The sequence below is a fragment of the Pseudomonas sp. NPDC086112 genome (assembly GCF_044746425.1).
Lineage (GTDB): Bacteria > Pseudomonadota > Gammaproteobacteria > Pseudomonadales > Pseudomonadaceae > Aquipseudomonas.
This window is the reverse complement of record NZ_JBIVCD010000012.1, coordinates 111,059-137,368: the sequence shown is the minus strand read 5'-3', so window position 1 is coordinate 137,368 and position 26,310 is coordinate 111,059. Positions and strand designations below refer to the sequence as shown.

Genomic DNA, 26,310 nt, shown 5'->3' with positions numbered 1-26,310 from the left:
CCTTAGATCAATTCACGAACGTCGACGAAGCGACCGTTCACCGCGGCGGCGGCGGCCATGGCCGGGCTGACGAGGTGCGTACGGCCACCGGCGCCCTGACGGCCTTCGAAGTTACGGTTGGAGGTCGACGCGCAATGCTCGCCCGACTCCAAACGGTCCGGGTTCATCGCCAGGCACATCGAGCACCCCGGCTCACGCCATTCGAAACCGGCCTCGAGGAAAATCTTGTCCAGGCCTTCGGATTCGGCCTGAGCCTTCACCAGCCCCGAACCCGGAACCACGATGGCCTGTTTGATGGTCGAAGCCACTTTGCGGCCCTTGGCGATCACGGCGGCGGCGCGCAGGTCTTCGATCCGCGAGTTGGTGCAGGAGCCAATGAATACGCGGTCCAGCTGAATGTCGGTGATCGCCTGATTGGCGGTCAAACCCATGTACTTCAAGGCGCGTTCGATGGAGCCACGCTTGACCAGGTCCATTTCCTTCGCAGGATCGGGAACGTTCTGATCGACAGCCAAGACCATCTCAGGCGAGGTGCCCCAGCTGACTTGCGGTTTGATCTGAGCGGCATCGAGTTCGACGATGGTGTCGAACTTGGCATCCGCGTCGGAAACCAGGTCTTTCCAGGCCTCGACAGCCAAGTCCCATTCCGCGCCTTTCGGAGCAAATGGACGGCCCTTGACGTAAGCCACGGTTTTTTCGTCAGCCGCCACCAGGCCAACGCGAGCGCCGGCCTCGATCGCCATGTTGCAAATGGTCATGCGGCCTTCAACGGACAAGTCGCGAATCGCGCTACCGGCGAATTCGATGGCGTGGCCATTACCGCCGGCGGTGCCGATCTTGCCAATTACTGCGAGGACGATGTCCTTGGCGGTCACGCCGAACGGCAACTGGCCGTCGACGGACACCAGCATGTTCTTCATTTTTTTCGCGACCAGGCACTGAGTGGCGAGCACGTGCTCGACCTCGGAAGTGCCGATACCGTGAGCCAGGGCACCGAATGCGCCGTGGGTCGAGGTGTGGGAGTCGCCGCAAACCACGGTCATGCCCGGCAAGGTGGCGCCCTGCTCCGGGCCGATGACGTGAACGATGCCTTGGCGGACATCATTCATCTTGAATTCGACGATGCCGTACTCGTCACAGTTATCGTCGAGGGTCTGAACCTGCAAACGCGAGACCTGGTCGACAATCGCTTCGATGCCACCCTTGCGCTCCGCAGTCGTCGGAACGTTGTGGTCCGGGGTCGCGATGTTGGCATCGATGCGCCAAGGCTTGCGCCCGGCCAGACGCAGGCCTTCGAAGGCTTGCGGCGAGGTCACTTCGTGGATGATGTGACGATCGATGTAGATCAGCGCCGAGCCATCGTCGCGCTGCTTGACCAAATGCGAATCCCAGAGCTTGTCGTAGAGCGTTTTGCCGGCCATCAGACGGTTTCCTCATCAGCTTGTTTCTATGCCGGAGAGGTCTGTGTAGCGAGTTCTGTTAGGTCAACTTCGGCGCCGGAAGCCCATATCCTGCGTTGCTGCTCCTCGCCATAGCCAGCTATGACTCGTCGCAGCTCCTTGGCTATGAACTTCCGGCATCCGAATTTGACCCAACAAACTCGCCACACAGACCTCCGGGTCTTGAGCAATTTCAATAACCCCTTGGCTTGTGAGGTCGATCCTAGGGGGTTACATTAAATAACTCAAATTCATATTTTTCATGCTTTGCATAACCATCTGGAATACAACTGAGACATCATCATGGACCTCGCCAACCTCAATGCTTTTATCGCGATTGCCGAGACTGGAAGCTTCTCCGGCGCTGGCGAACGGCTGCACCTGACACAACCCGCCATCAGCAAACGCATCGCCGGCCTGGAGCAGCAATTGAAGGTACGGCTGTTCGATCGACTGGGCCGGGAAGTCAGCTTGACCGAAGCCGGTCGCGCCCTGCTGCCACGGGCCTATCAGATCCTCAATGTACTGGATGACACCCGCCGCGCCCTGACCAACCTGACCGGCGAAGTCTCCGGTCGTCTGACATTGGCCACCAGTCATCACATCGGCCTGCACCGTTTACCGCCCTTATTAAGGGAGTTCACCCGACGTTACCCACAAGTGGCGCTAGATATTCAGTTCCTCGATTCGGAAGTGGCTTACGAAGAAATCCTCCATGGCCGCGCCGAACTGGCGGTAATCACTCTTGCACCGGAGCCCCATGCACTGGTCAAGGCCACGCCGGTGTGGGACGACCCGCTGGATTTCGTGGTCGCCCCAGAGCATTCGCTGATCGCTAACGGTCCGGTCAGCTTGGCGGATATTGCCCTGCACCCTGCGGTTTTCCCCGGCGGCAACACCTTTACCCACCACATCGTGCAGCGCCTGTTCGAGGCCCAGGGCCTGACGCCGAACATCGCCATGAGCACGAATTATCTGGAAACCATCAAGATGATGGTCTCGATCGGCCTGGCCTGGAGCGTTTTGCCGCGCACCATGCTGGACGATCAAGTGGCGCGCATACCTTTGCCGGGCATACAGCTCACTCGCCAGCTAGGCTATATCCTGCACACCGAACGGACGCTGTCGAACGCGGCACGGGCCTTCATGGCTCTGCTGGATGCACAAATCGATCAGCCAGGGACTCGCGGCTAAGCTGTGCTTCTTCTTTTTGTGCTACGCCTATAGAGCCCCAAAACCCTGTGCCTAACGCCCAATTCAGCCCAAGGCCTGTTATCCATGCCCAAATCTGTTGAACGTATGCCGCCGATGCCGCGAATTCAGGCACTTGACCCCAAACGGTCCGAGCAGAGCTGGGAAAGCGCCCCGCAGTTGCTGGCAGCCCTCAACGGCGCTCGGCTGGGCGCCTGGTATTGGGACATCGAGCGGGGGCAGATCAGTTGGTCTCGGGGTACTCAGGCGTTGTTCGGCTTCGATCCCCGACAACCGCTGCCGGAAGATCTGGAATACCTCGACCTGCTGCCTCAGGAGGATCGGGCGAAAGCCATCCGCGCCTTCAATGCAGTGATCGCCGGCGCCCCGCTGGAGCAGGCGATGCACCACCGTATCCGCTGGCCCGACGGCAGTCTGCACTGGCTGGAAATCAACGGCAGCCTGCTGCCGGACAAAAACGGCCGACCGCGAATGATTGGGGTCATTCGTGAAATCACCCATCAGCGCCAGCGCGAACAGGCGCTGAGCAGTTCGGAAAAGCGCTTCGCCACGCTGTTTCACCTGTGCCCGAACATGGTCCTGCTGACCCGTCAGGAAGACGGCTTGATCAGCGAAGCCAACCAGTATTTCGAAAGCCTGTTCGGCTGGCCGGTGCAAGACGCCATCGGCCGAACCACGCTGGAACTGGGCCTTTGGGTCAATCCGGAACAACGGGTGCAACTGGTCAAGGCCACCAAGGCCAAAGGCGAGCTGATCAACATGGAGGTGCAATTTCGCGCCAGCAATGGGCAGGTTCACGACGGCATCCTCAGCGCGCAAAAGGTCGAACTCGAAGGCCAGCCTTACCTGCTGAGCACATTCCTCGACACCACCGAACGCAAAATTGCCGAGCACGCCCTCAAAGACAGCCAGGAACGCCTCGACCTGGCCCTGGATTCGGCGCAACTCGGCACCTGGGATTGGCACATTCCCAGCGGCATGCTTTACGGCTCGGCGCGGGCCGCCCAGTTACATGGGCTGGACCCCAAACCCTTCCATGAATCCTTCGATGCGTTTTTCGAAGGCGTGCCCGACGAAGAACGCGGCACCATGCGCGACGCCTACCGCAGCTTGCGCGAAGGCCCGGCCGGCAATTACCAGCTGACTTACCGCGTGCAGCTAACGGATGGCAGCTCGCGCTACCTGGAAAGCCGCGCCAGACTCTACCGCGATGAACAGGGCAACCCGCTGCGCATGGCCGGCACGCTGCTGGACATCACCGATCAAGTGGAGCGCGAACAGCAACTGGTTGCGTCGGAAGAGAAATTCGCCACCTTGTTCCAGGTCAGCCCGGACCCGATCTGCGTCACGCGCCAAGACACCGGCCACTTCATCGAGATCAACTCCAGCTTCACTCAAACGTTCGGCTGGAGCACCGTCGACGTGATTGGCCGCAGCGCCGACGAAATCGGCCTGTGGGACGCTTCGGCGAAGAGCCTGCAAAGGATCGAGCGGGTCATCCGCGAACAGGGCCTGAACAATGTGGCGATCATCGTTCAGCACAAGGACGGGCAGTCCCTGACTTGCGTGATATCGAGCCGGCAGATCAGCGTCGGCGACCAACCTTGCATCGTCACCACCCTGCGTGACATCACCCAGCAGCAACGCTCGGAAGCGGCGCTCAAGGCCAGCGAGGAGAAGTTCGCCAAGGCCTTCCACTCAAGCCCCGACGCCATCACCATTACCGAGCGCGACACCGGACGCTACCTGGAAGTTAATGACGGCTTTTGTCGCCTGACTGGCTATCGCGCCGATGAAGTGATCGGCCGCACGGTGTATCAGGTGGGCATCTGGGCCGAAGAGAAACAGCGCTCGGCACTGCTGGCAGAGCTACAGATCAAGGGCCGGGTTCATCATCAGGAAATGCTCGGGCGCAACAAACGCGGCGAGTTGCTGACCGTTGAAGTCTCGGTGGAGCCGATCACCCTCAACGAAACGGCGTGCCTGCTGCTGACCGCTCGGGATGTGAGCCTGCTGAAAAACGCCGAAGCACAGATCCGTCACCTGGCCTACCACGACCCACTGACCAACCTGCCCAACCGCGCCCTGTTGATGGATCGCCTGAGCCAGCAGATCGCCCTGCTCAAACGCCACAACCTGCGTGGCGCGCTGATGTTCCTCGATCTCGATCACTTCAAGCACATCAACGACTCCCTTGGCCACCCGGTGGGCGATACGGTGCTGAAGATCATCACCGCGCGCCTTGAAGCCAGCGTGCGCATGGAGGACACCGTCGCGCGTCTGGGCGGTGACGAATTCGTGGTGCTGCTCAGCGGCCTGGAAGGTTCGCGCAGCGACGTCAGCGCTCAGGTCCGGGAGTTGGCGGATACCTTGCGCGAACTGCTGTCCGAACCGATGTTCCTCGACGGACAGCGCCTGCAAGTGACGCCGAGCATCGGCATCGCGCTGATCCCCGACCACGGCTCGACCCCGACCGACCTGCTCAAACGCGCCGATATCGCCCTCTACCGCGCCAAGGATTCAGGCCGCAACACCACGCAGATGTATCACAACACTATGCAGAAGGCCGCCAGCGAACGCCTGCGCATGGAAACCGACCTGCGCCTTGCCCTTTCCCGGGGTGAGTTCAGCGTGCAATACCAACCGCAGGTGGATGCTCGCAATAACCGTATTACCGGCGCAGAAGCCTTGGTACGCTGGCACCATCCGCAACTGGGCGCGCAATCGCCCACCGAGTTCATCAAGGTGCTGGAAGACAGCGGGCTGATTCTGGAAGTCGGCACGTGGATCCTCGACGAAGCCTGCGCGGCCTTCAAACATCTGATCGCCAAAGGCCTGATCAATCCACTCGATTTCAGCCTGTGCGTGAACATCAGCCCCCGGCAATTCCGTCAGAACGATTTCGTCGAACGCATCGAACACAGCCTCGGCAGCCATGGCCTGCCCTGCTCGTTGCTGAAACTGGAAATCACCGAAGGCATCGTCATCCAGAACCTGGACGACACCATCAGCAAAATGCGGCGCCTGAAAAAACTCGGCGTGAGCTTTGCCATGGACGATTTCGGTACCGGTTATTCCTCGCTGACCTACCTCAAGCGCCTGCCGGTAGACACCCTGAAAATCGATCAGTCGTTCATCCGCGACGCCACCACCGACCCCAACGATGCCGAAATCATTCGCGCCATCGTCGCCATGGCCCGCAGTCTGGAGCTGGAAGTCATCGCCGAAGGGGTGGAAACCCTGGAGCAACTGGCGTTTTTGCAGGGGCTGGGATGCCATTTGTATCAAGGGTATTTGCACAGCCGGCCGTTGCCGGTGGAGGAGTTTCAGAAACTGCTCAAATAATCGGGGTCACTGATGCACCGCACGGGAGACGTTCCGTAACAGACGCTCCAATTGCCAGGTTTTCTCTCAACCTGTAGGGTCGCGTTTTTTTGCACCGCCCCAAAGAGATCAACCATGCAGGATGCAACCCTCCCCCGCCCGGCCTTGCTGGGTATCGACCTTGGCACCACCAATAGCCTGATCGCCGTTTGGCAGAAAGGTCGGGCACAGTTGATTCCCAACGCCCTCGGCGATTTCCTCACCCCTTCAGTGGTCAGCCTCGATGAGGACGACAGCATTCTGGTTGGCAATGCGGCTCGCGCCCGCCTGACCACCCATCCGGAACGCACAGTGGCGGCGTTCAAGCGTTTTATGGGCAGCGACAAACAGTTCGAACTGGGCGGGCGGCAATTCAGCCCGGAAGAACTGTCAGCGCTGGTGATCGGTTCACTCAAACAGGATGCCGAAGCCTGGTTGGGCCATCCGGTACATGAGGCGGTGATTTCGGTGCCGGCCTACTTCAGTGACGAGCAACGCAAACGCACGCTGTTTGCCGCCGAGCTGGCAGGCTTGACGGTGTCACGACTGATCAACGAGCCGACTGCCGCCGCCATGGCGTACGGGCTGCACGAGCAGAAGTTCGAGCGCACGTTGATTTTCGACCTGGGCGGCGGCACCTTCGATGTCACGGTACTTGAATACGCACTGCCGCTGATTGAAGTGCATGCCTCCACCGGCGACAACTTCCTCGGCGGCGAAGACTTCACTGCAGCGTTGCTACAGGCCTGCCTGAAAGACTGGCAACTCACCCCGCAGTTGATCGACGGCCAGGGGTTGGCCAGCCTGGGTGATGCTCTGGAGCAACTCAAATGCAAACTCAGTGAAGGCATCCAGCATCTGAACTGGAATGGCGCCGGCGTCTTGCGCGAGTGGTCGCTGGATGAAGCCGCCGCGCTGAAAATCTGGGAACCGCTGCTGGCCCGGTTGCGCGCGCCCATCGAACAAGCCCTGCGCGATGCACGGCTCAAGCCCCGGGACCTCGACAGTCTGGTGCTGGTCGGCGGTGCTACGCGGATGCCAGCCGTGCAGCAGATGGTCGCCACACTGTTCGGGCGCCTGCCCTATCGCCATCTCGACCCGGACACGATTGTCGCACTGGGCGCCGCCACCCAGGCGGCATGCAAGGCCCGCGATAGCGCAATCGAGGAGCTGATCCTGACCGACGTCTGCCCGTACACTCTGGGCATCTCGACCAATCGCGGTGAAGACGTCAGCGGCGCCTTCTCGCCGATCATCGAACGCAACACCGTGATCCCGACCTCTCGGGTGCAACGCTTTTACACCACCCATCCGCAGCAAGACCAAATCCGTATCGCGGTCTATCAGGGTGAACGGCCGTGGGTGCGGGACAATATTTTCATCGATGCTTTCGACGTCGCGGTGACACCCTGCGACCAGACACAGGCCCTGGATGTGCGCTTCAGCTACGACATCAACGGTTTGCTTGAAGTTGACGTGACCCTGCTGGCAAGCGGCGAACGCCATAGCCACAGCATTGATCGCAGCCCCACCGGGCTCGACCCGCAATCACGGCAAAACAGCCATGAACGGCTCAGCGCCCTGAAAATCCATCCACGGGACGCGCTGCCCAATCGCACCCTGCTGGCACGACTGGAGCGTGCGTGGACGCAGAGCCTGGGCGATGAGCGCGAACAAATTGCCGGTTGGCTGGATGCCTTTACCGCCGTGCTCGGTGGCCAGCAATCGGCGGAGATTGCCAGCCATCGGTCACAACTCAATAAAGCGCTGGATCAACTGCGCCTTTAGCCGTTAAGCCGCCGCAGGGTCGCCTGCAAACCACCGGGCAGCGTGTCCTCACCGGCGCTGTCCGGCGGCACACCATAGCGGTTAGGCAGCCTGTCGCCAGGAAAGCCGAACAACACCAGAGGCAGGAACGGCACTACCGGCGTCAGGCAGGCAATAATCAGCAGTGTGGGGATCCCGCGGCCAATGTCATGCAGCCGGCGCAGAATCGCACTGAGCACCAACGCGATGCCCAGCAACAGCATGACAACCCCCGAGACGGCAGTGCCGCTGAGCAGCGCCACGATCGGGGTAATCACCACACACCCCAGCACCTGCCCGATAAACGCCTTGCGCCCCAATCGCGTGCCCAAGCGCCAGACCGCAGCAGACGGCACCGAGCGAGTGTCGCTTTTGGCCAGGAGCAAGCGTTCGCTCCAGGACAGCAACGCAGTCAAAGCCAGACGCAGGCCGACACTGTTCGCGGTTTCATCCTTGCCGCGCTGCAACTGTTGCAGCACCTTGGTCCTGGGAACTCCTGCCGCGCCATAACGAATGAGGCTTCTCAGCGTATCGAGGACTTCATAGACCAGCAGCTTGTCGACGTCGAAATCCGTCAGCACTTTGCGCGGCGGCCAAACAGGATCCCCTTTGAGCAAACCATCACGAAACGCTTCGAACCAGTCATCTTCACAACTGATAGCGGCGATGGATTGCAACAGTGCGCGATGTTGCTCGGCGTCAAGGCTCGGATCGTGATACAGCACACCCCAGAGCAGCATCAGCCCCAGCAAATCCTCGCCGCACGCATCAGGATCACTTTCAATGCAGGTATAGAGCTGCGCGTTACCGGGCAGCGCTGCGCTGTCGAGGACCTGCTGCACATTGAACAGCTGCTGCACGAGCAAGCCATGGACCGGATCGGTACCTTGCAGCCACCCCAGCAAACCGGTGCAGTTACCTTGCTCACGCTGCAAACGCCGCAATAACGGCTGGAGTCGACTCAGGGGATGAGCCGGATTGACCTCCAGTCGCTCCAGGCATTGCGCATCGATCAACGCCAGCCAACGCTCAGGCTGTTCGAGTAATGCCAGCAGGAATACCGTTTGAGCGTGCCATTGCCACGCTGCCTCGCCTTGCGCAATGTCCGGAAGGACCGCGCCTCGCTGCCCCAATTGGACCAGCAGGCTCAAGCTGCGCAAGTTCGCGTCCGTTTCTGCGTCCAGCAAATCAAATGCCTGATCGATCCGCACCAGGGCAGGCTGATCGTAAGCCCGCAGCCTGCGCAGCCACAGGCGACAAATCTTGTGCGGCTCGTCTTTTGTCAGTTCCTCGGCCAGTTGCGGTTCAACTGAACGACTGTTGAGAAAGGCCTTCATTGCCAATGGAATCGGCGCCTGACTCAACCAATGGAGCTGCTGCTCTGCCTGATACTTGAACCCGCTCAGCACCAACCCCTCAAGGGCATCGAACGGATGCGGCTCGTCCAGTATTTGTTGCAACAACCACACATCCCCACGATGCAAGGCCCATGCATGCCGGTACAGACGCTGCAAGCGGGAATCCGCATGCTCCCCTAGAAGCAATGCCAGCAGAGGCAGTTCATCCCCCGTCATCCGCCAATCGACAAATGCGCCTGCCAAACCTTGCAGATTGAGTTGCCCGACCCCAAGCCAGCGAGCCAGCGTTTCGGGACGCTGTGAAGGGCTGCCATATTCTTGAGTGGCATCGTCGAGGTCATGGGACCAGTCACGGAAACTTTCCAGACGGTCGAAGGCCTGAATCAGCAGCGCGAGAAAGTCTGGCTGACGTTTGGCGCAAAGCTGCAGCAAGAAGCTTTCGGCCTTCGGGTGACGATACTCCAGCCAGAGCCGGATCCAGCAAGGCAGCGCCTGATCCTCAAGACCCAACAAACTGTTTTGACAAGCCAACAAATAAAGCCAATCGACATCGTCTGGCGCTTGGCTCTGTTGTTCGACACACAGCCGCTGCAGACCTGCACCACCGATACCTGCCTGAGTGAACCGCACCAGCAAACGCTTGATGAACACTTCGTCTGCCGGCAGCGGCAAACAGGTGTGATGGCTGACAAAGTCTTCGAATTCATGGAGCGGACAATGATCGAAGAGGTAGTCGAGGCTGCGGACATACCACAGGGTTTCCATCTGTGCAGGCTCGGACCAGCCGCTCATCAGTGTCGTGTCGAACGGGTCTGGCGTCTTGATGCGTTGCAGGAACTGTTCAACTTTATTCGCCTGCTCGAACTCCAGATCCAGCAACTGGTGTTCCCAACCCATCCGTTGCGCCAGCAGATTCGCACAGCAGTAAGACAGCGACCCGGCATTGGCCAATGCATGGAACAGCCCCCAACCGAGGTCATCAAAAGCGTCCAGAGGCAGCTGATCCAACGCTTTGACAAACGCTTGCCAGGCCTCCAGATTGAAGCGCCGGGCCGGATCTTCGAGCAATGCGTAAAAATCCACCAAGGTCTGTGGAATCTCGGGGGCATCAGCGCCTTGATCTTCGATTTCGACCTCTTCATGACGAGCGAAACGGTTGGCACTTTCATAGGCCTCACGCAGTGCCTGAAAGCCCTCAGGATCACTCTCCGGATGATGCTCCGGCAGACGCGCGCGGTAGGCATTTCGAATAAGTGTCTGGTCTTTGGTGGGTTCTATACCCAGGCGTATCCAGCAACTCATGACCAGTCGAACTCCTCAAGGGACGCCGGGCGTGGCGGTAAGTTGAGGTCCATGTGCCAGGGCAAGTCGGCCAGGAAAGAAGGCACGTTTCGGTTCAGGCCGTGAGCGATGCGCAGACTGCTTGAACATTCCCCTTGTCGGTCCAGTTCGTAAGCGAGCGTTTGGTCACTGCTGCTCAGACACCCCCAGAATGCACGGCCGGCCAGAAACCCATTGAAATAAGAAAACCAGCTGCCGTAGTGATATTGCGCCCTCACCGCCAGTCGACTATGCAGCCAGAGACTCTCGCACAGATCGATCCACTCGTTGCGCACGCCACAACGCAAGAGAAAGCCCATACGCCCCAAATCCCACGCCTGAATACCACCCGGCCCGCAGCCGCTATAAGTACGACTGGCAAACTCATGCAAGATGCGCTCACGCGTATCTAGCGTCTCGAGCAACGCCTGCCACTCACTGGGCAAACAGCGCTGCCATGAGCGATACGCATTTGCGAGGTGTGTGGCGTGGCCGTTATCGGTCATTCTTTCGAGCATGTCCAACAACTGCGGCCGGTCATTGATGCCCCAGCTGCATTGCAGGTCGATGAATTGCGGATCGGAGTAGAAAGCAGGCTCGTCGTAAATGGCGCGAGGATTGAGGGCCACCATCGGCGCAGATAGACCGCACAGCCAACGCTGTTGCATCTCTTCCATGAAAAAAAGCTCCGGGCCGACCTGGCAGGATGGGGGTCGGCAAACTGGCGCGGATTGTAGAGAAACCGTCGCAAGGCGGCAAAGCTTGCATTGCTGTTTTTTGCCTGGAAACAAAAAGGCCCCGACAAGTCGGGGCCTTCATTCAGCGGGTTACAGCCTGTTCAAACGAATGTATTTCTTCGAATGACTCAGTGCTGCAGAGCCGGTTTTTCCGTCCCGTTGATCGGGATGCGTTTGGCTTTCGCTTCTTCCGGAATCACGCGCAGCAAATCGATACTCAACAAACCGTTGCGCAGTTCGGCGGCCTTGATTTCAATATGGTCCGCCAGACGGAACGACAGTTTGAAGGCGCGCTGCGCGATGCCTTGGTACAGGTAAGTGACGCTTTCGTCCGCGTCACGTTTGCCGCCACTGATGGTCAGCACACCTTTCTCCACTTGCAGGTCCAGGTCTTCTTCCTGGAAACCGGCGGCCGCTACGACAATGCGGTATTGGTCATCACCGTATTTTTCAACGTTGTAGGGTGGATAGGTGCTGCCTGGCTCATTGCGCAGGGCGGTTTCGAACAGGTCGTTGAAACGGTCGAAACCTACCGAGGAACGGAACAGTGGGGCCAGGGAAAATGCAGTACTCATGATTCAAATCTCCTGAACATAATCAGCAAGTTTTTTTGTCTCCGCGACCCGAATTCGGCATCGCGTAATCCTTAGATAAGGACCGCTGATTGCTTTTCAAGAGATTATTTCAAGATTTTTTTAAGTAGATTCAGGCCGCTTCAGACACCTGCAGACCCAGTAAACGCGAGACATTATCCAGTTCGGTCTCACGACGCAGGACGGTGAACAGCTCTACGGCTTCGGGATAATTGCGGGTCAGCATCGCCAGCCACTGCTTCAAGCGACCCGGCGATTGACGCGGTGTCATCTGCGCTTTGGCTTGCAGCCAGAAGTCCTGAATCAACGGCAGTAGCTCGGCCCAGGTCATCTCAACGACGTCTTCACCGGCGCGGGCGGCGGCGATTTGCCGGGCCAGATCCGGACGCGATACCAGACCGCGACCGAGCATGATGTCTTCGACGCCGCTGATTTCGCGGCAACGACGCCAGTCCTCGACGCTCCAGATGTCGCCGTTGGCAAACACCGGCACTTTGACCACGTCCTGCACCCGAGGAATCCATTCCCAGTGGGCTGGCGGCTTGTAGCCATCGGTCTTGGTCCGCGCATGAACCACGATGTGCGCCGCGCCGCCTTCGGCCAGGGCCGTGGCGCAGACAAGTGCACCGTCCGGGCTGTCGAAACCGAGGCGCATCTTGGCGGTCACTGGAATGTGCGCTGGCACCGCACGACGGACGTGTTCGACGATTTGGTTGAGCAGTTCAGGCTCTTTGAGCAGCACCGCACCGCCACGGGATTTGTTGACGGTCTTGGCCGGGCAGCCGAAGTTCAGGTCGATGACTTCGGAACCCAACTCGCAGGCCAGTGCGGCGTTTTCCGCCAGGCACACCGGATCGGAGCCCAGCAGTTGCACCCGTAGCGGCACGCCGGAGGCGGTTCGGGCGTTGGTCAGCAGTTCCGGACCGAACTTGTGGTAATAGGCAGGCGTAAGCAGTTGATCGTTGATCCGAATAAATTCGGTCACGCACCAATCGATACCGCCCACACGGGTCAGCACGTCCCGCAGGATGTTGTCGACCAACCCCTCCATGGGCGCCAAAGCAATTTGCATGAAAAACACACTCAACGAAAAACGTGCGGCAGTTTACTGGATTACGCGGAAAATCTGCAGAACATCGCAGATCCCTTGTGGGAGCGGGCTTGCTCGCGAAAGCGGACTAACAGGCAACATAATCGTTGAATGTTAAACCGCTTTCGCGAGCAAGCCCGCTCCCACATTAAATTTTCGCTGAATCCAACTCTTGCAACGCCGGGCCATAGCCCTCGATAAACTCCGCCGGCATGCGCTTGGGCTTGCCGGTAGACAGTTCGATGCACACGAAAGTGGTTTGCGCCCGCAGTAAGGTCGTGTTGTCGCTGGGGCGCTTCAATTGAAAGTGTCGGGTCATTTTCAGGCGCTGGTCCCAATCGACGATCCAGGTCGCCAACTGCAACTCATCACCCTCATAGGCCGCCGCCAGGTAATCGATCTCGTGCCGTACCACCGCCATCGCCCGATCCAGCCGTCGGTATTCGACCAGATCCAGGCCCAGCCGCTGCGAGTGGCGCCAGGCGCAACGCTCGAGCCAGGTCACGTACACCGCGTTGTTCGCATGGCCCAGCCCGTCGATGTCCTCGGCGCCCACTTCCAGATCAATGATAAACGGCGTTGCCCGATCCCAGCCCATGCCCCACTCCTGGTCAGATTATTTCGACCGGGGCAGTGTAACGGATGCTCAGGCCGATTGGCGCGATTGCAGACTGCGACCGGCCAGCAGCGAAAGAACGCCGTCGATCACCCGAGGATCGGCCAGCACCCGCTGATGCCCGCCCTCTTCCAGGCGCAACAGACGGCTGTCGAACCAGGCTTCGTGGATCAACTGGGATTCCTTGACCGGAACAAAGTTGTCGTCCTCGGCATGGACGATCAGCCCCGGCATGTCGAGCTGATAGTGCGCGACATCCAGTGCAGCGGCACGCATGCCGACATCTTTCTCGACTTGGCGAATAAACGCCGAACGCGCTTTGGGCGGCAGGCGTACATAGCGTGCGAACCCACGCAATACCCCGAGAATTCGCGCCGGGGCGGCGATCGAGACCAGGGTTTCGGTACGCAAGCCCAACTGAACTGCGAGCATGGCACTGGCGCCACCCATGGAGTGTCCGATGACCGCTTGCAGCGGCGGCAACTCAGCGGCCGCCTCGAGCATGGCCCGGGCGAACAGCACCACATTTGCTTCGCGACCAGGTGAGCGACCGTGAGCCGGGCCGTCCAGGGCAACCACGGTGTAACCGGCATCGACCAGCGCGGTGATCAGCGCGGCAAACTGTGTCGGCCGGCCCTCCCAGCCGTGCATCAACAACACCGCCGGCCCTTGTCCCCAACGCAACGCGGAGAGGCCGAAACGCAAGGTGATCCGTTCGGATTTCGCCAGTAGCGGCAATTCCCAATCACGCGGCGGCAATTCCCGCGGAGTCATGAACGCCAGGCGCATCTTGCTCGCCACCAACTGCGGCGCGAACCAGCCCAAGGTGCCATTAACGCCACGAACCCAGCTCAACGTGTTCATCGCTCATCTCCTCAGGCTGGCGCCTTCAGGTCATAGCACCGCCGACTTGGCGGCGCGCAGTAATCGATCGGACAACTCTCCTGGCCCCAGCGCCCGCGCCAGAGCCAAACCACCGACCATCAAGGCCATGTCGGCCAAGGCTTTGTCGGCCTCTTCCGGGCTGGCCGCCAACTGCGCGACCATCAACTCAATATGCTCACTCAATGCCACACGAAATTCGTCCGGCAGACGGCCCAGCTCGCCGACCGACGCCGGAATCGGACATGCCCGCTCGGTGGAATCACGGTGTTTGCGCGACAGGTAGAACGCTGCGACCAACGCGCGACGCTCTTCGCCGGTCAATTCGGCATCCATGTCGGCGATCAAGCCACGACGATGGCTGAGTAGCTGCTTGAATGCTTCCAGCATCAACGCGTCCTTGCTTTCGAAATGCGCGTAGAAGCCGCCGACCGTCAGGCCGGCCGCGCCCATCACTTCGCCCACGCTCGGCTCGGCCGGGCCGCGCTGAATCAGCGCTGCACTGGCAGCCTTGAGGATGCGTTCGCGGGTTTGAGCTTTTTTATCGTTCATCGTTGCCTCCGAATATTACGACTAGAATATTATTCTCATAATAATTTTTCGCAAGTCGCGGATGTGACCGCTGGTCTGAAGAACAGTTTTGAGAAAAAAGGAGAGTTGGCCAAACGCCAGACAAACAAAAGGGCCATTCAATAATTGAATGACCCTTAAAAATCCCGCAGAGCGGGTAATCGTGGCGTCCCCTAGGGGACTCGAACCCCTGTTACCGCCGTGAAAGGGCGGTGTCCTAGGCCACTAGACGAAGGGGACACAAACCCTTCTATACAACTGATCAGTGCTGAGAGCTGATCGATTCAAGGCCGGTGTGGCCAGACCTTGAACTGTAAAATTGGTGGAGCTAGACGGGATCGAACCGTCGACCTCTTGCATGCCATGCAAGCGCTCTCCCAGCTGAGCTATAGCCCCTCATCGCTGAGGACGGGGCGAATCTTAATGGCGCATCGGAAGGCTGTCAAACTTATTTTTAACAATTTCCAAAATTTTTTGCCCACATAACAATCACTTACCGCCCTCCCCCCGAAAAACGGGGGTGGCGCCGAAGAGCAAGATCAAAAGATCGCAGCCTTCGGCAGCTCCTACACAAGGTTAAACAGCCTTAAGCGATAGCGCCCAGGAGTTTTTCCCACTCCTTGTTTTCCTTCTTCGACACGCCACCCAACAGATCGATAGCCTGGCGCAGACGGAAACGGGTCAGGTCCGGACCGAGGATTTCCATCGCGTCGAGCACCGACACCGAGCTGGCCTGCCCTGTGATCGCGGCGAACATCAGCGGCATGGCATCACGCAGCTTCAACTCCAGGGATTCGACCACCGCCTGAATCGTCGCGGTAATGCTGTCCTTCTCCCACTGCCGCAGGCTTTCCAGCTTCCATAGAATCAACTGCATCAACTGACGAACCTGATCGCCCGAGAGTTTCTTGGATTCGAACAGCTTGGCGTCCGGGTTCACGCCACCAGCGAAGAAGAAGCCGGCCAGCGGTGCGACTTGGCTGAAGGTTTCAACCCGGCCCTGCACGTGCGGTGCGATCTTCATCATGTATTCAGGGTTCAGCGCCCACTTTTGCAGACGAGCGGCGAACTCTTCCACCGGCAGGTCACGCAGCCATTGGCCGTTGAGCCACGACAGTTTCTCGATGTCGAAAATCGGCCCGCCGAGGGAGACGCGCTGCAGGTCGAAGTTGTCGACCATTTCCTGCAGGGAGAACTTCTCGCGCTCGTCCGGCATCGACCAGCCCATGCGGCCCAGGTAGTTGAGCATTGCTTCCGGCATGAAACCCATGCGCTCGTAGAACGTCACCGAGGTCGGGTTCTTGCGCTTGGACAGCTTGCTCTTGTCCGGGTTACGCAGCAGTGGCATGTAGCACAGCTGCGGTTGCTCCCAACCAAAGTATTCGTACAAGAGGATCAGTTTCGGCGCCGAAGGCAGCCATTCTTCACCACGCAAAACGTGGGTGATGCCCATCAAGTGGTCATCGACAACGTTGGCCAGGAAGTACGTCGGCAAGCCGTCGGTCTTCATCAGCACTTGCATGTCCATGCGATCCCACGGGATCTCGACGTCGCCACGCAGCATGTCAGGCACCACGCACACGCCTTCGGTCGGCACTTTCATGCGGATGACGTGTGGCTCGCCAGCGGCCAGACGACGCGCGACTTCCTCCTTGGAGAGCAACAGCGCACGGCCGTCGTAACGCGGGGTTTCGCCGCGGGCCATTTGCTCGGCGCGCATCTGGTCCAGTTCTTCAGCCGTGCAGAAGCACGGGAAGGCATGACCCAAGTCGACCAATTGCTGGCAGTACTTCTGATAGATATCGCCGCGCTCGCTTTGACGGTAAGGACCGTGCGGGCCGCCGACGTCCGGGCCTTCGCTCCAGTCGATACCCAACCAGCGCAGGGCATCGAAAATCTGCTGTTCGGACTCGCGGGTCGAACGCAGTTGGTCGGTGTCTTCGATCCGCAGGATGAACTCACCGCCATGCTGCTTGGCAAAGCAGTAGTTGAACAAAGCGATGTAAGCGGTACCTACGTGGGGGTCCCCGGTAGGCGATGGCGCGATGCGAGTGCGGACGGTGGTCATGGCATGTCTCGAAAAGAATAAAAGCGAAGATCAAACAAGAGGCGAATGGTAACAGGCGATAGCCGCCCGGCTCCAGTGAGTGGGGTATTTACCTCCACATCACTCATAGGCCGAGGTGGGTTGAGGGCTGGGGGGAAGCGCTTTAGCTGACGAATATGGCGTTCAGTCGTACGCCTTCGCGAGCAAGCCCGCTCCCACAGTTGACCGAGTTGTCCGGGCGGACGCGGTCTACTGTGGGAGCGGGCTTGCTCGCGAAGAGGCCCTGTCAGACACCACAAATCAAACCGCGATCAACCGCTCCCGCAACTTGCCGATTTCGTCGCGCAACTGCGCCGCGGCTTCGAATTCCAGGTCGCGGGCGAGCTGGTACATCTTTTCTTCCAGCTGACGAATGCGTTTGCTGATCTCGCTTGGCGAGCGCAGTTCGGCCTCGTACTTGGCACTTTCCTCGGCGGCCTTGGCCATGCCTTTGCGCTTCTTGCTGCGCGAACCCGGCACGACCGCGCCTTCCATAATGTCGGCGACGTCCTTGAACACACCCTTCGGCGTAATGCCATTGGCCAGGTTGAAGGCGATCTGCTTGTCGCGACGACGCTCGGTCTCGCCGATCGCCCGCTCCATGGAGCCGGTGATGCGATCTGCGTACAAAATCGCCCGCCCATTGAGGTTGCGCGCCGCCCGGCCAATGGTCTGGATCAGTGAGCGCTCGGAACGCAGGAAACCTTCCTTGTCCGCGTCGAGAATCGCCACCAGCGAGACTTCCGGCATGTCCAGGCCTTCACGCAGCAGGTTGATCCCCACCAGCACATCGAAGACGCCGAGACGCAAGTCACGGATAATTTCGACCCGCTCCACGGTGTCGATGTCCGAATGCAGGTAACGCACGCGCACACCGTGGTCGGCCAGGTAATCGGTCAAGTCTTCGGACATGCGCTTGGTCAGCGTGGTAACCAGCACCCGCTCTTCCAGGGCCACACGCTTGGTGATTTCCGAGAGCAAGTCGTCGACCTGAGTCAACGCCGGACGAATCTCGATTTGCGGGTCCACCAGGCCAGTCGGTCGCACCAATTGCTCGACCACTCGGCCGGCGTGCTCCGCCTCGTAATTGCCCGGCGTGGCCGAGACAAAAATCGTTTGGGGACTGATGCTTTCGAACTCGTCGAAACGCATCGGCCGGTTGTCCAGGGCCGAGGGCAAGCGGAAACCGTACTCCACCAGCGTTTCTTTCCGGGAACGGTCACCTTTATACATGGCGCCGACTTGCGGCACGCTGACGTGGGATTCGTCGATCACCAGCAAGGCATCCGCCGGCAGGTAGTCGAACAACGTGGGCGGCGCCTGGCCGGATTCACGGCCCGACAGGTAGCGCGAATAGTTTTCGATGCCGTTGCAGTAACCCAGTTCGAGGATCATCTCCAGGTCGAAACGGGTGCGTTGCTCCAGTCGCTGGGCTTCCACCAGTTTGTTATTGGAGCGCAGGTATTCCAGGCGCTCCTGCAATTCGACCTTGATCCCTTCGGTGGCCTCGAGCAGGGTTTCCCGCGGGGTCACGTAGTGGCTCTTTGGATAGAAGGTGAAACGCGGCAGTTTGCGGATGACTTCACCGGTCAGCGGATCGAAGGCGGACAAGCTCTCCACTTCGTCATCGAACAGCTCGATGCGGATCGCTTCGAAATCGGATTCCGCCGGGTGGATATCGATCACGTCGCCGCGCACCCGGAAGGTCGCCCGGGCGAAGTCCATGTCGTTGCGGGTGTATTGCAGGTCGGCCAGCCGACGTAACAGCGCGCGTTGGTCGAGCTTGTCGCCGCGATCCACGTGCAACACCATCTTCAAATAGGTTTCCGGACTGCCCAGACCGTAGATGCACGACACAGTGGTGACAATGATCGCATCCTTGCGCTCCAGCAGCGCCTTGGTGGCGGACAGGCGCATCTGCTCGATGTGGTCGTTGATCGAGGCATCCTTCTCGATGAAGGTATCGGACGACGGCACGTAGGCTTCGGGCTGGTAGTAGTCGTAATAAGACACGAAGTATTCAACGGCGTTGTTCGGGAAGAACGCCTTGAATTCGCCATACAACTGCGCGGCCAGGGTCTTGTTGGGCGCCAGCACCAGCGTCGGGCGCTGTATCTGGGCGATCACGTTGGCGATGCTGAAGGTCTTGCCCGAGCCGGTCACACCGAGCAGCGTCTGGTGCGCCAGCCCGGCCTCAATGCCCTCGACCATCAGGCGGATGGCTTCCGGCTGATCGCCGGCGGGCTCGAAGCGGGTAACTAGCTGGAATTCAGACATACATACCTCTGGATTCGCGCCTGTCCGGTCAAACCGGACAGCGACGAAAAAAACCACAAACGACCGATGTCGCCCAAGGAAAAAACTGGATTGTGCTCAATGTGGAGCCGATTGCCATCGCTTTCAAGGCAAACGTCCTACATCGGGTAAAACCTTTGACGACACCACTCGACCCACGATCGAAAAATAATTGGAAAAACTTACGGTAAAAGCCGAATCGCCTGTCGCCATCAATCGCTGATGGCCTCTATACTAGCTCCCCGTTTGTGCACCGCTCTAGTGCATTCGGCTGGAGCGCGACACGTCCCTCCACACTCCATTCAGAGCCGCCGCAATAATGAGCCTGTTCTCCGCTGTCGAAATGGCACCACGCGATCCAATCCTGGGCCTCAACGAAGCATTCAATGCCGATACCCGTACCAACAAGGTCAACCTGGGGGTCGGTGTTTACTGCGACGAGGAGGGGCGAATTCCACTCCTGCGCGCCGTTGTCGAAGCCGAGACGATTCGCGCCGCTCAACACGTTTCCCGTGGCTACTTGCCGATCGACGGCATCGCCGCCTACGACCAGGCCGTGCAGAAACTGCTGTTCGGCAATGATTCGCCGCTGATCGCCGCTGGCCGGGTTATCACCACCCAAGCCGTCGGCGGTACCGGCGCGCTGAAAATCGGCGCCGACTTCCTCAAGCAACTGCTGCCGAACGCCGTCGTGGCCATCAGCGACCCGAGCTGGGAAAACCACCGCGCCCTGTTCGAAACCGCCGGTTTCCCGGTGCAGAACTATCGCTACTACGACGCCGCCACCCACGACGTTAACCGCGCCGGCCTGCTGGAAGACCTGAACGCCCTGCCGTCCGGCTCCATCGTTGTGCTGCACGCTTGCTGCCACAACCCGACCGGCGTGGATCTGAGCCCGGCGGACTGGAAAAACGTGCTGGAAGTGGTCAAGGCCAAAGGTCACGTGCCGTTCCTCGACATGGCTTACCAGGGCTTTGGCGACGGTATCGATGAAGACGCCGCGGCCGTGCGCCTGTTCGCCGAATCGGACCTGACCTTCTTCGTTTCCAGTTCGTTCTCCAAATCCTTCTCGCTGTACGGCGAGCGCGTTGGCGCCCTGTCGATCGTCAGCGAATCGAAAGAAGAAAGCGCGCGCGTACTGTCGCAAGTCAAACGCGTGATCCGCACCAACTACTCCAACCCGCCGACCCACGGTGCAAGCATCGTCGCCGCCGTGCTGAACAGCCCGGTACTGCGTGCCCAGTGGGAAGAGGAACTGGCAGAAATGCGCCTGCGGATTCGCGGCATGCGCACCCAGATGGTCGACCTGCTGGCGAAAAACGCTCCACAGCGCGATTTCAGCTTCGTCGGTCGCCAGCGCGGCATGTTCTCCTACTCCGGCCTGACGGTTGAGCAGGTTACCCGCCTGCGCAGCGAGTTCGGCATCTACGCTCTGGACACCGGCCGCATCTGTGTTGCTGCGCTGAACCAGAGCAACATCGACGTCGTGACCAAGGCCATCGTTCAGGTGATCTGAGTCCTCGCGTGATACGAAAACGGGAAGCCGCAGGGCTTCCCGTTTTTTATTTGTCTTTGATAATTCCCAGTTCGGCGACCGCTCGCTCTAGACTGCACGCAGATCAAAAATGTGGGAGCGGGCTTGCTCGCGAAAGCGGTCTATCTGTCACATTGATGCTGGATGTGCCGCCGCCTTCGCGAGCAAGCCCGCTCCCACAGGTTATGAGTACACCCGAGAATTCTTGAGAACCCACATGAAAAACGATGACCTACGCGCCGACCGCGACGAGCTGGACCACTTCGTACCCCGCTCTTCGGCCAAACGCGGTAATAACCTGGTGCTGCAAGTGGCTGCGGGCGTGTTCCTTGGCGGCCTGGCCTTGTGGCTGGTACAACTGACCGCCACGATGCTGTACGCCAAGCTGATGCTCGGCACTATTACCTTCGGCGGTTAGGCCAGTTCGCCCGCGCGCTGGCTGGCCGCGTCGTCATAGGCGACATAAAGCGACTCGGCCACCTGGCTTTTAATCGCCTTGGTGCTTTCCAGGCCCAGGACAAAACCTTCGGCCTTGCCGCCCGCGCGGTTCAATTCGTCAGCGGTGCTGGCCTGAGTGATTGCGTCGAACAGTTTCTCGGCGTGCGGACCAACGCCTTTGGGCAGGCTGATCTGAGCGATGCTCATGCGAACACCCCGCTGTTTTGAAGTGTGAGGGCTGGATGATTCATGGCGCGTACCTTTTCGGCTGAGGGCCGGCAGCGCGTGTCACCACTTCCGGGCGACCATGGTAGACCTCTACCGCGATTCTGGTAACCGCCAATGGCCGATAACCCCCCTCTGATCCGATGAAAACATCAAACTGCCGACAGAGGCTTGACTTCTCTTTTTGAATCAGTAACATAGACGCCATTCCGCGATAGCTCAGTTGGTAGAGCAAGTGACTGTTAATCACTGGGTCCCTGGTTCGAGTCCAGGTCGTGGAGCCAGACAGCAAGACCGAAAAGCCCCTGATTCGAAAGACTCAGGGGCTTTTTTGTGCTCGCCATAAAGTCAAAAGATCGCAGCCTTCGGCAGCTCCGGAGATCGCATCTCACACGAATCCCCGAGCTGCCGCAGGCTGCGATCTTTTGATCTACCTGCCTCTTTACCGGGTACCGCCGTCAAACATGCTCACTGCTTTTCGCATGCACCGCCCGCGGCTCGGCATGCCCATGCTCTGCCTCTACCACCGGAATCTCATTCCCGTCGCAGTCACGCAACTTGCCTTCGCTGAAGTAATCCCCTTCCCGCAACGCCGCCAGATCCTGATAACGCAAGACTCGCTCGGTACCGGCCGCAAACACCGATTGTTGATCCGAGTTACCGGCAGTGAGGTGGTTGAAGGCCAGGTTCAGCACGATGGCCATAATTGCCGAGGAGCTGATGCCCGAGTGGAAGATCGTCGCGAACCAGCTGGGGAAGTGGTCGTAGAAATTCGGTGCAGCGATGGGGATCATGCCGAAACCGATGGAGGTGGCGACGATGATCAGGTTGACGTTGTTGCGGTAGTCGACCTTGGACAGCGTCCGGATGCCGCTGGCCGCCACGGTGCCGAACAGCACGATGCCGGCGCCGCCGAGTACGGAGGTTGGCACGGCGGCGATGACGCGGCCCATGAAGGGCAGCAAACCGAGAACCACCAGGAACACACCGCCGGTGGCCACCACGAAACGGCTCTTGATCCCGGTGACCGCCACCAGCCCGACGTTCTGGGCGAAAGCACTCTGGGTGAAGGAGCCGAAGATCGGCGCGATCATGCTCGACAGCATGTCGGCCCGCAGGCCGTTGCCCAGGCGTTTGGAGTCGACTTTGGTGCCGATGATTTCACCGACGGCCAGAATGTCGGCGGAGGTTTCCACCAGGGTCACCATGATCACGATGCACATCGACAGAATCGCGGCGAAGTGGAACGTCGGCATGCCGAAATGGAACGGTGCCGGGAAGCCGAACATCGGGCCTTGGGTGACGGACGAGAAATCCGCCATGCCGAGGAACACGGCGATGACGGTGCCAATGACCATTGCCAAGAGGATCGACAAACGGGAGATGCTCGCACTGCCGATCTTGCTCAGTAGCAGTACCAGCACCAACGTCACCGCCGCCAGGCCGATGTTTGCCATGCTGCCGAAGTCCGGGGCATGGCTGTTGCCGCCCATGGCCCAGCGCGCAGCCACCGGCATCAGCGTCAGGCCGATAGTGGTGATCACAATGCCGGTTACCAACGGCGGAAAGAACTTGGTGATTCGCGAGAACACCGGCGTGATCAGCAAGCCGATCAACGACGCGGCAATCACCGCTCCGAGAATCGACTGAAAGCCACCCTCCCCACCGCTGCTGACAATCGCCACCATGGTCGCAACGCCGGAAAACGACACGCCCTGCACCAGCGGCAACTGACAACCGAAAAACGGTAAACCCAGGGTCTGCAGCAACGTCGCCAGCCCCCCTGCAAACAATGAAGCAGCAATCAACAAACCGATGTCCGCCGGCGAGAGCCCGGCCGCTTGGCCGATGATCAAAGGCACCGCGACGATACCACCATACATGGTCAGAACGTGTTGCAGGCCGTAAGCCATATTCGCGCCGATCCCGAGATTCTCATCCTCGGGCCGTTGTTGTGAAACATGGGGCGTTTTCATGGTTGGGGGGTTCCCTGGTTTTTGTTGTGCGCACACTGTATTCAATAGTCAGGACAAATGTCTATAGAGTTGTATACAACCAACCAGTCAGATTACGGACAGATGTTCACACTGTCCTTAAGCCGTAGAGCCTCCGGCCTAAAAACTCTTGAAATACATCCCTCCTCCCCTATTCCTCTCCACCGCTAATCTTTTGCTTTCCAAGCGACCGCCGGCACGGCCGCCCTCTCGCTTATGCATATAAAGTATGCATAATGAAGTCATTCGAAATTCAGTATCACAAGGCAAAGAACGCGGCCAACAAACTGAAGCACCAAGGCATCAGCCTCGCCGAGACAGAACCTGTGTTTTATGACGATCGAGCGTTGACGCTTCAGGACAACCACCATGATGAGCAGCGATGGATCATCATCGGGCTGGATGCCAAAGGTCGACTGCTGGTCGTTGCATACACCTACCGCGACCCGAATTTCGTGCGAATCATTTCCGCGCGCATCGCCACCAAAAACGAGCGTCGCCACTATATGGAGGCTTGACCGATGAAAGATGAATACGACTTCAGCAATGCCAAGCGTGGAGCGGTTGCCTCCAGCAAAGGCAAGACCCGAATCACCATCATGCTCGATGATGTCGTCATAGAGGCCGCGCGCGCGTTGGCAGAAAGCGAGGGGTATGGCTACCAGACGGTGATCAACAATACCCTGCGCCAGGCATTGCTCAGTGATAAAGGCAAAACGGCGAAGCCCGATCAGAACACGGCTGTTGCCAATGTCGGGCATCTCAAAAAAGGCCTCACCGCCTCCGAGCTGAAAAGCCTGGAGAAAAAGTTGTCAGAGGTCCTCAGCGAAATCCATCACGTGATGGAGCTTGAGGTTCGTTCCTAGGCACAAAACCAACACACCCACGCCTGGATCGAGCAAAAGAAAAAGGAGCGAATTGATCAAATCCGCCCCTTTGCGTGGAGCTTAATTTGCCTGCGACACAGGCTCAATCAACCGCTCCAGCACCCGCTTCAACACTTCCTGCGCTGGCACTCGAATCCCGAATTCACGTTCCAGTAACCCGATCAACTCATCCACATCCGTCACCTGCCGCCGCTCGCTCTCACTGCCCATGCGGTGAATGGCAAAGCTGCCGTTACTCAATGTGCGTCGCCATCCCTCCCCCGTCCGCGCCACCATCAATTGTTTCACGAAGGAAGATTCAGGATGGGTCGAGACGTACCAGTTGCCGAGGGTGTAATCGATGTCTTCCTGACGTTGCAGGTCGAAGATGTACATCGCACGCCATTCATCACCGACGTTAGCACGCAGGGTGTAGCCGTCGGCATGCGGTTCGATGCGATAGGTTTCGTGGGGAGTGAACTGCTCAGCTTCGGTATCCAGCATCAGCGGGGCGGTGGGCACCATACCGCCGAAGCCGACGTCAGTGATGTAGCGTACACCGCCGAGGGTTACCAGGCTCAAGCGGTGAGTGCGTGCGGTCCATGCGCCTTCCGGCTGGTTCATGACCACGCGGCCGGTGATGCCGCGCGCCTCGAAACCCAGCGTCTGAAGCAAGGCCAGGAACAGGTTGTTGAGTTCGTAGCAGTAGCCCCCGCGACCTTCGTGCAGGACTTTCTGCTCGATGGACGGCAGATCGATAAGCACCGGTTCGCCCATTAAAGTGGTGAGGTTTTCAAACGGGAAGGCGCCGGTGTGGCGCAGCTGCAGTTGGCGCAGGGTTTCCAGGGTCGGCGCCGGGGGCGTATCGAAGCCCAGGCGTTGCAGGTACAGCGCAAGATTCGTCAGTTGTGTCTCGCTCATCGCTCAATCCTTTATGCAGAGGTCCGCGGATGGATCGCTCCACCGATGGGCGCCATGTATAAGGGAAAATACGGTCGGACTGACAATTGATTTAGCCAATCACCGCACACGCCAGGATTATCGACGCTTGCGCGAACCCACTCGAATCCATGTCGGTGCATGATCGCTGGCATGAGGTTCGTTGCGAACCCAGGCATCGACGCCAGCCTCCTGCAGGTAAGGACTCAGTGCCGGGTTGAGCAGCAGATGATCGATGCGCAACCCCGAGTTTTTCTGCCAGTGCTGCCGGAAATAATCCCAGAAGGTGTAGATCCGCTCCTCTGGATACAGATGACGCAGGGAATCGGTCCAACCCTGATCCAGCAACCGCTGATAACACGCGCGACTCTCGGGTTGCAGCAGCGCATCCTTGAGCCAGGAGCGCGGGTTGTAGATGTCCAGATCGGTGGGTACCACGTTGTAATCGCCGGCTAGCACCACCGGATGGTCGCTGCTCTGCAAGTCCTTGGCGTGCGAAATCAGACGCTCGAACCACGCCAGTTTGTAATCGAACTTCGGCCCCGGCTGCGGATTGCCATTGGGCAGGTACAGACATCCCACCAGAACCCCGTGCACGGCGGCTTCCACGTAGCGGCTATGGGTATCGCTGTCATTACCTGGCAAACCGCGCCGGCTCTCCAACGGCTGCGCATCGCGCGCCAGAATCGCCACCCCGTTCCACGACACCTGGCCGTGCCAGACGGCGCCATACCCGGCGGCCTCCAGCTCCGCGACGGGGAATGCGCCGTCGACCGATTTGAGTTCCTGCAAGCAGGCGATGTCTGGCTGTTCTCGCGCAAGCCAGGCCAGCAGGTTCGGCAAGCGGGCGCGCATGCCGTTGACGTTGAAGGTGGCGATTTTCAGGTTCTTCATGATCCGACGCTCGCAACGGATGGGGCGGTATCCAGTTGTGACCGGGGTGCGCC

General features: G+C 59.3%; 21 protein-coding genes and 3 tRNA genes. 8 read left to right on the top strand and 16 right to left on the bottom strand.

Annotated features, from left to right (window positions below; all coding sequences use genetic code 11):
* Positions 1-2: 2 nt before the first annotated feature.
* A complete protein-coding gene (gene leuC / locus ACIPLA_RS11820; RefSeq protein ID WP_401173232.1) occupies positions 3-1,421 on the bottom strand; it encodes a 3-isopropylmalate dehydratase large subunit in 1,419 nt (472 codons plus the stop codon).
* A gap of 321 nt (positions 1,422-1,742) precedes the next feature.
* Here leuC and ACIPLA_RS11815 point away from each other — a divergent pair, with 321 nt between their 5' ends.
* The 3 genes from ACIPLA_RS11815 to ACIPLA_RS11805 all read left to right on the top strand — a co-directional run bounded on the left by ACIPLA_RS11815 (position 1,743) and on the right by ACIPLA_RS11805 (position 7,802).
* Positions 1,743-2,633, top strand: coding sequence for a LysR family transcriptional regulator (locus tag ACIPLA_RS11815; RefSeq protein ID WP_007905966.1), 891 nt, complete (start codon positions 1,743-1,745; stop codon positions 2,631-2,633).
* 84 nt (positions 2,634-2,717) lie between these two features.
* Positions 2,718-5,996 carry a PAS domain S-box protein gene (locus tag ACIPLA_RS11810; protein ID WP_401173231.1) on the top strand — a complete coding sequence of 1,093 codons (3,279 nt, stop codon included), beginning with the start codon at positions 2,718-2,720 and terminating at the stop codon, positions 5,994-5,996.
* 114 nt (positions 5,997-6,110) lie between these two features.
* The gene (locus ACIPLA_RS11805) at positions 6,111-7,802 is read left to right on the top strand and encodes an Hsp70 family protein (protein WP_401173230.1); all 1,692 of its coding nucleotides are present in this window, start codon (positions 6,111-6,113) and stop codon (positions 7,800-7,802) included.
* Here ACIPLA_RS11805 and ACIPLA_RS11800 read toward each other — a convergent pair.
* The 11 genes from ACIPLA_RS11800 to uvrB form a co-directional block, all read right to left on the bottom strand.
* A complete protein-coding gene (locus tag ACIPLA_RS11800; protein ID WP_401173229.1) occupies positions 7,799-10,480 on the bottom strand; it encodes a DUF805 domain-containing protein in 2,682 nt (893 codons plus the stop codon). The genes ACIPLA_RS11805 and ACIPLA_RS11800 overlap by 4 nt on opposite strands.
* Complete coding sequence (locus tag ACIPLA_RS11795) at positions 10,477-11,175, bottom strand: DUF1266 domain-containing protein (protein ID WP_401173228.1); 699 nt, start codon at positions 11,173-11,175, stop codon at positions 10,477-10,479. Before ACIPLA_RS11795 ends, ACIPLA_RS11800 begins: the two co-directional genes overlap by 4 nt.
* 188 nt (positions 11,176-11,363) lie before the next feature.
* Entirely contained in the window at positions 11,364-11,810 is a 447-nt protein-coding gene (locus ACIPLA_RS11790) for an Hsp20 family protein (protein ID WP_008075938.1), read from the bottom strand.
* A 130-nt stretch (positions 11,811-11,940) separates the two neighbouring features.
* The gene (locus tag ACIPLA_RS11785; RefSeq protein WP_123498692.1) at positions 11,941-12,900 is read right to left on the bottom strand and encodes a tRNA-dihydrouridine synthase; all 960 of its coding nucleotides are present in this window, start codon (positions 12,898-12,900) and stop codon (positions 11,941-11,943) included.
* A gap of 166 nt (positions 12,901-13,066) precedes the next feature.
* A complete protein-coding gene (locus tag ACIPLA_RS11780) occupies positions 13,067-13,516 on the bottom strand; it encodes a thioesterase family protein (RefSeq protein WP_030132386.1) in 450 nt (149 codons plus the stop codon).
* Positions 13,517-13,564: 48 nt separating this feature from the next.
* On the bottom strand, positions 13,565-14,398 hold the full coding sequence (locus ACIPLA_RS11775; RefSeq protein WP_123498688.1) for an alpha/beta fold hydrolase: 834 nt from the start codon (positions 14,396-14,398) through the stop codon (positions 13,565-13,567).
* Positions 14,399-14,428: 30 nt separating this feature from the next.
* On the bottom strand, positions 14,429-14,968 hold the full coding sequence (locus ACIPLA_RS11770; protein WP_218399154.1) for a TetR/AcrR family transcriptional regulator: 540 nt from the start codon (positions 14,966-14,968) through the stop codon (positions 14,429-14,431).
* Between the two features lie 182 nt (positions 14,969-15,150).
* Positions 15,151-15,226, bottom strand: a tRNA-Glu gene (locus ACIPLA_RS11765).
* Between the two features lie 80 nt (positions 15,227-15,306).
* Positions 15,307-15,382 (bottom strand) — tRNA-Ala (locus tag ACIPLA_RS11760).
* Positions 15,383-15,572: 190 nt separating this feature from the next.
* A complete protein-coding gene (gltX, locus tag ACIPLA_RS11755) occupies positions 15,573-17,054 on the bottom strand; it encodes a glutamate--tRNA ligase (RefSeq protein ID WP_401173227.1) in 1,482 nt (493 codons plus the stop codon).
* Between the two features lie 279 nt (positions 17,055-17,333).
* Positions 17,334-19,349, bottom strand: coding sequence for an excinuclease ABC subunit UvrB (gene uvrB / locus ACIPLA_RS11750; protein WP_008007189.1), 2,016 nt, complete (start codon positions 19,347-19,349; stop codon positions 17,334-17,336).
* Between the two features lie 337 nt (positions 19,350-19,686).
* On the opposite strand from uvrB, the gene ACIPLA_RS11745 reads away from it, so the two are divergent.
* The gene (locus ACIPLA_RS11745; RefSeq protein ID WP_123501393.1) at positions 19,687-20,883 is read left to right on the top strand and encodes an amino acid aminotransferase; all 1,197 of its coding nucleotides are present in this window, start codon (positions 19,687-19,689) and stop codon (positions 20,881-20,883) included.
* A gap of 235 nt (positions 20,884-21,118) precedes the next feature.
* Positions 21,119-21,319: a hypothetical protein gene (locus ACIPLA_RS11740; protein ID WP_007905992.1), complete on the top strand. Its 201-nt coding sequence runs from the start codon at positions 21,119-21,121 to the stop codon at positions 21,317-21,319.
* On the opposite strand, the gene ACIPLA_RS11735 is transcribed toward ACIPLA_RS11740, so the two are convergent.
* The gene (locus tag ACIPLA_RS11735; protein WP_218399152.1) at positions 21,316-21,546 is read right to left on the bottom strand and encodes a hypothetical protein; all 231 of its coding nucleotides are present in this window, start codon (positions 21,544-21,546) and stop codon (positions 21,316-21,318) included. The genes ACIPLA_RS11740 and ACIPLA_RS11735 overlap by 4 nt on opposite strands.
* Positions 21,547-21,772: 226 nt before the next feature.
* Here ACIPLA_RS11735 and ACIPLA_RS11730 point away from each other — a divergent pair.
* Positions 21,773-21,848 (top strand) — tRNA-Asn (locus ACIPLA_RS11730).
* A 174-nt stretch (positions 21,849-22,022) separates the two neighbouring features.
* Here the strand turns inward: ACIPLA_RS11730 and ACIPLA_RS11725 are convergent.
* Complete coding sequence (locus tag ACIPLA_RS11725) at positions 22,023-23,540, bottom strand: nucleobase:cation symporter-2 family protein (protein WP_123501394.1); 1,518 nt, start codon at positions 23,538-23,540, stop codon at positions 22,023-22,025.
* Between the two features lie 254 nt (positions 23,541-23,794).
* On the opposite strand from ACIPLA_RS11725, the gene ACIPLA_RS11720 reads away from it, so the two are divergent.
* Both ACIPLA_RS11720 and ACIPLA_RS11715 read left to right on the top strand, forming a co-directional pair.
* On the top strand, positions 23,795-24,076 hold the full coding sequence (locus ACIPLA_RS11720) for a BrnT family toxin (protein WP_123501395.1): 282 nt from the start codon (positions 23,795-23,797) through the stop codon (positions 24,074-24,076).
* Between the two features lie 3 nt (positions 24,077-24,079).
* A complete protein-coding gene (locus ACIPLA_RS11715) occupies positions 24,080-24,424 on the top strand; it encodes a BrnA antitoxin family protein (protein ID WP_192343310.1) in 345 nt (114 codons plus the stop codon).
* Positions 24,425-24,505: 81 nt separating this feature from the next.
* On the opposite strand, the gene ACIPLA_RS11710 is transcribed toward ACIPLA_RS11715, so the two are convergent.
* Both ACIPLA_RS11710 and xth read right to left on the bottom strand, forming a co-directional pair.
* Positions 24,506-25,345, bottom strand: coding sequence for an arylamine N-acetyltransferase (locus ACIPLA_RS11710; RefSeq protein WP_218399151.1), 840 nt, complete (start codon positions 25,343-25,345; stop codon positions 24,506-24,508).
* A gap of 117 nt (positions 25,346-25,462) precedes the next feature.
* Complete coding sequence (gene xth, locus ACIPLA_RS11705; protein ID WP_401173226.1) at positions 25,463-26,257, bottom strand: exodeoxyribonuclease III; 795 nt, start codon at positions 26,255-26,257, stop codon at positions 25,463-25,465.
* Between the last annotated feature and the right edge of the window lie 53 nt (positions 26,258-26,310).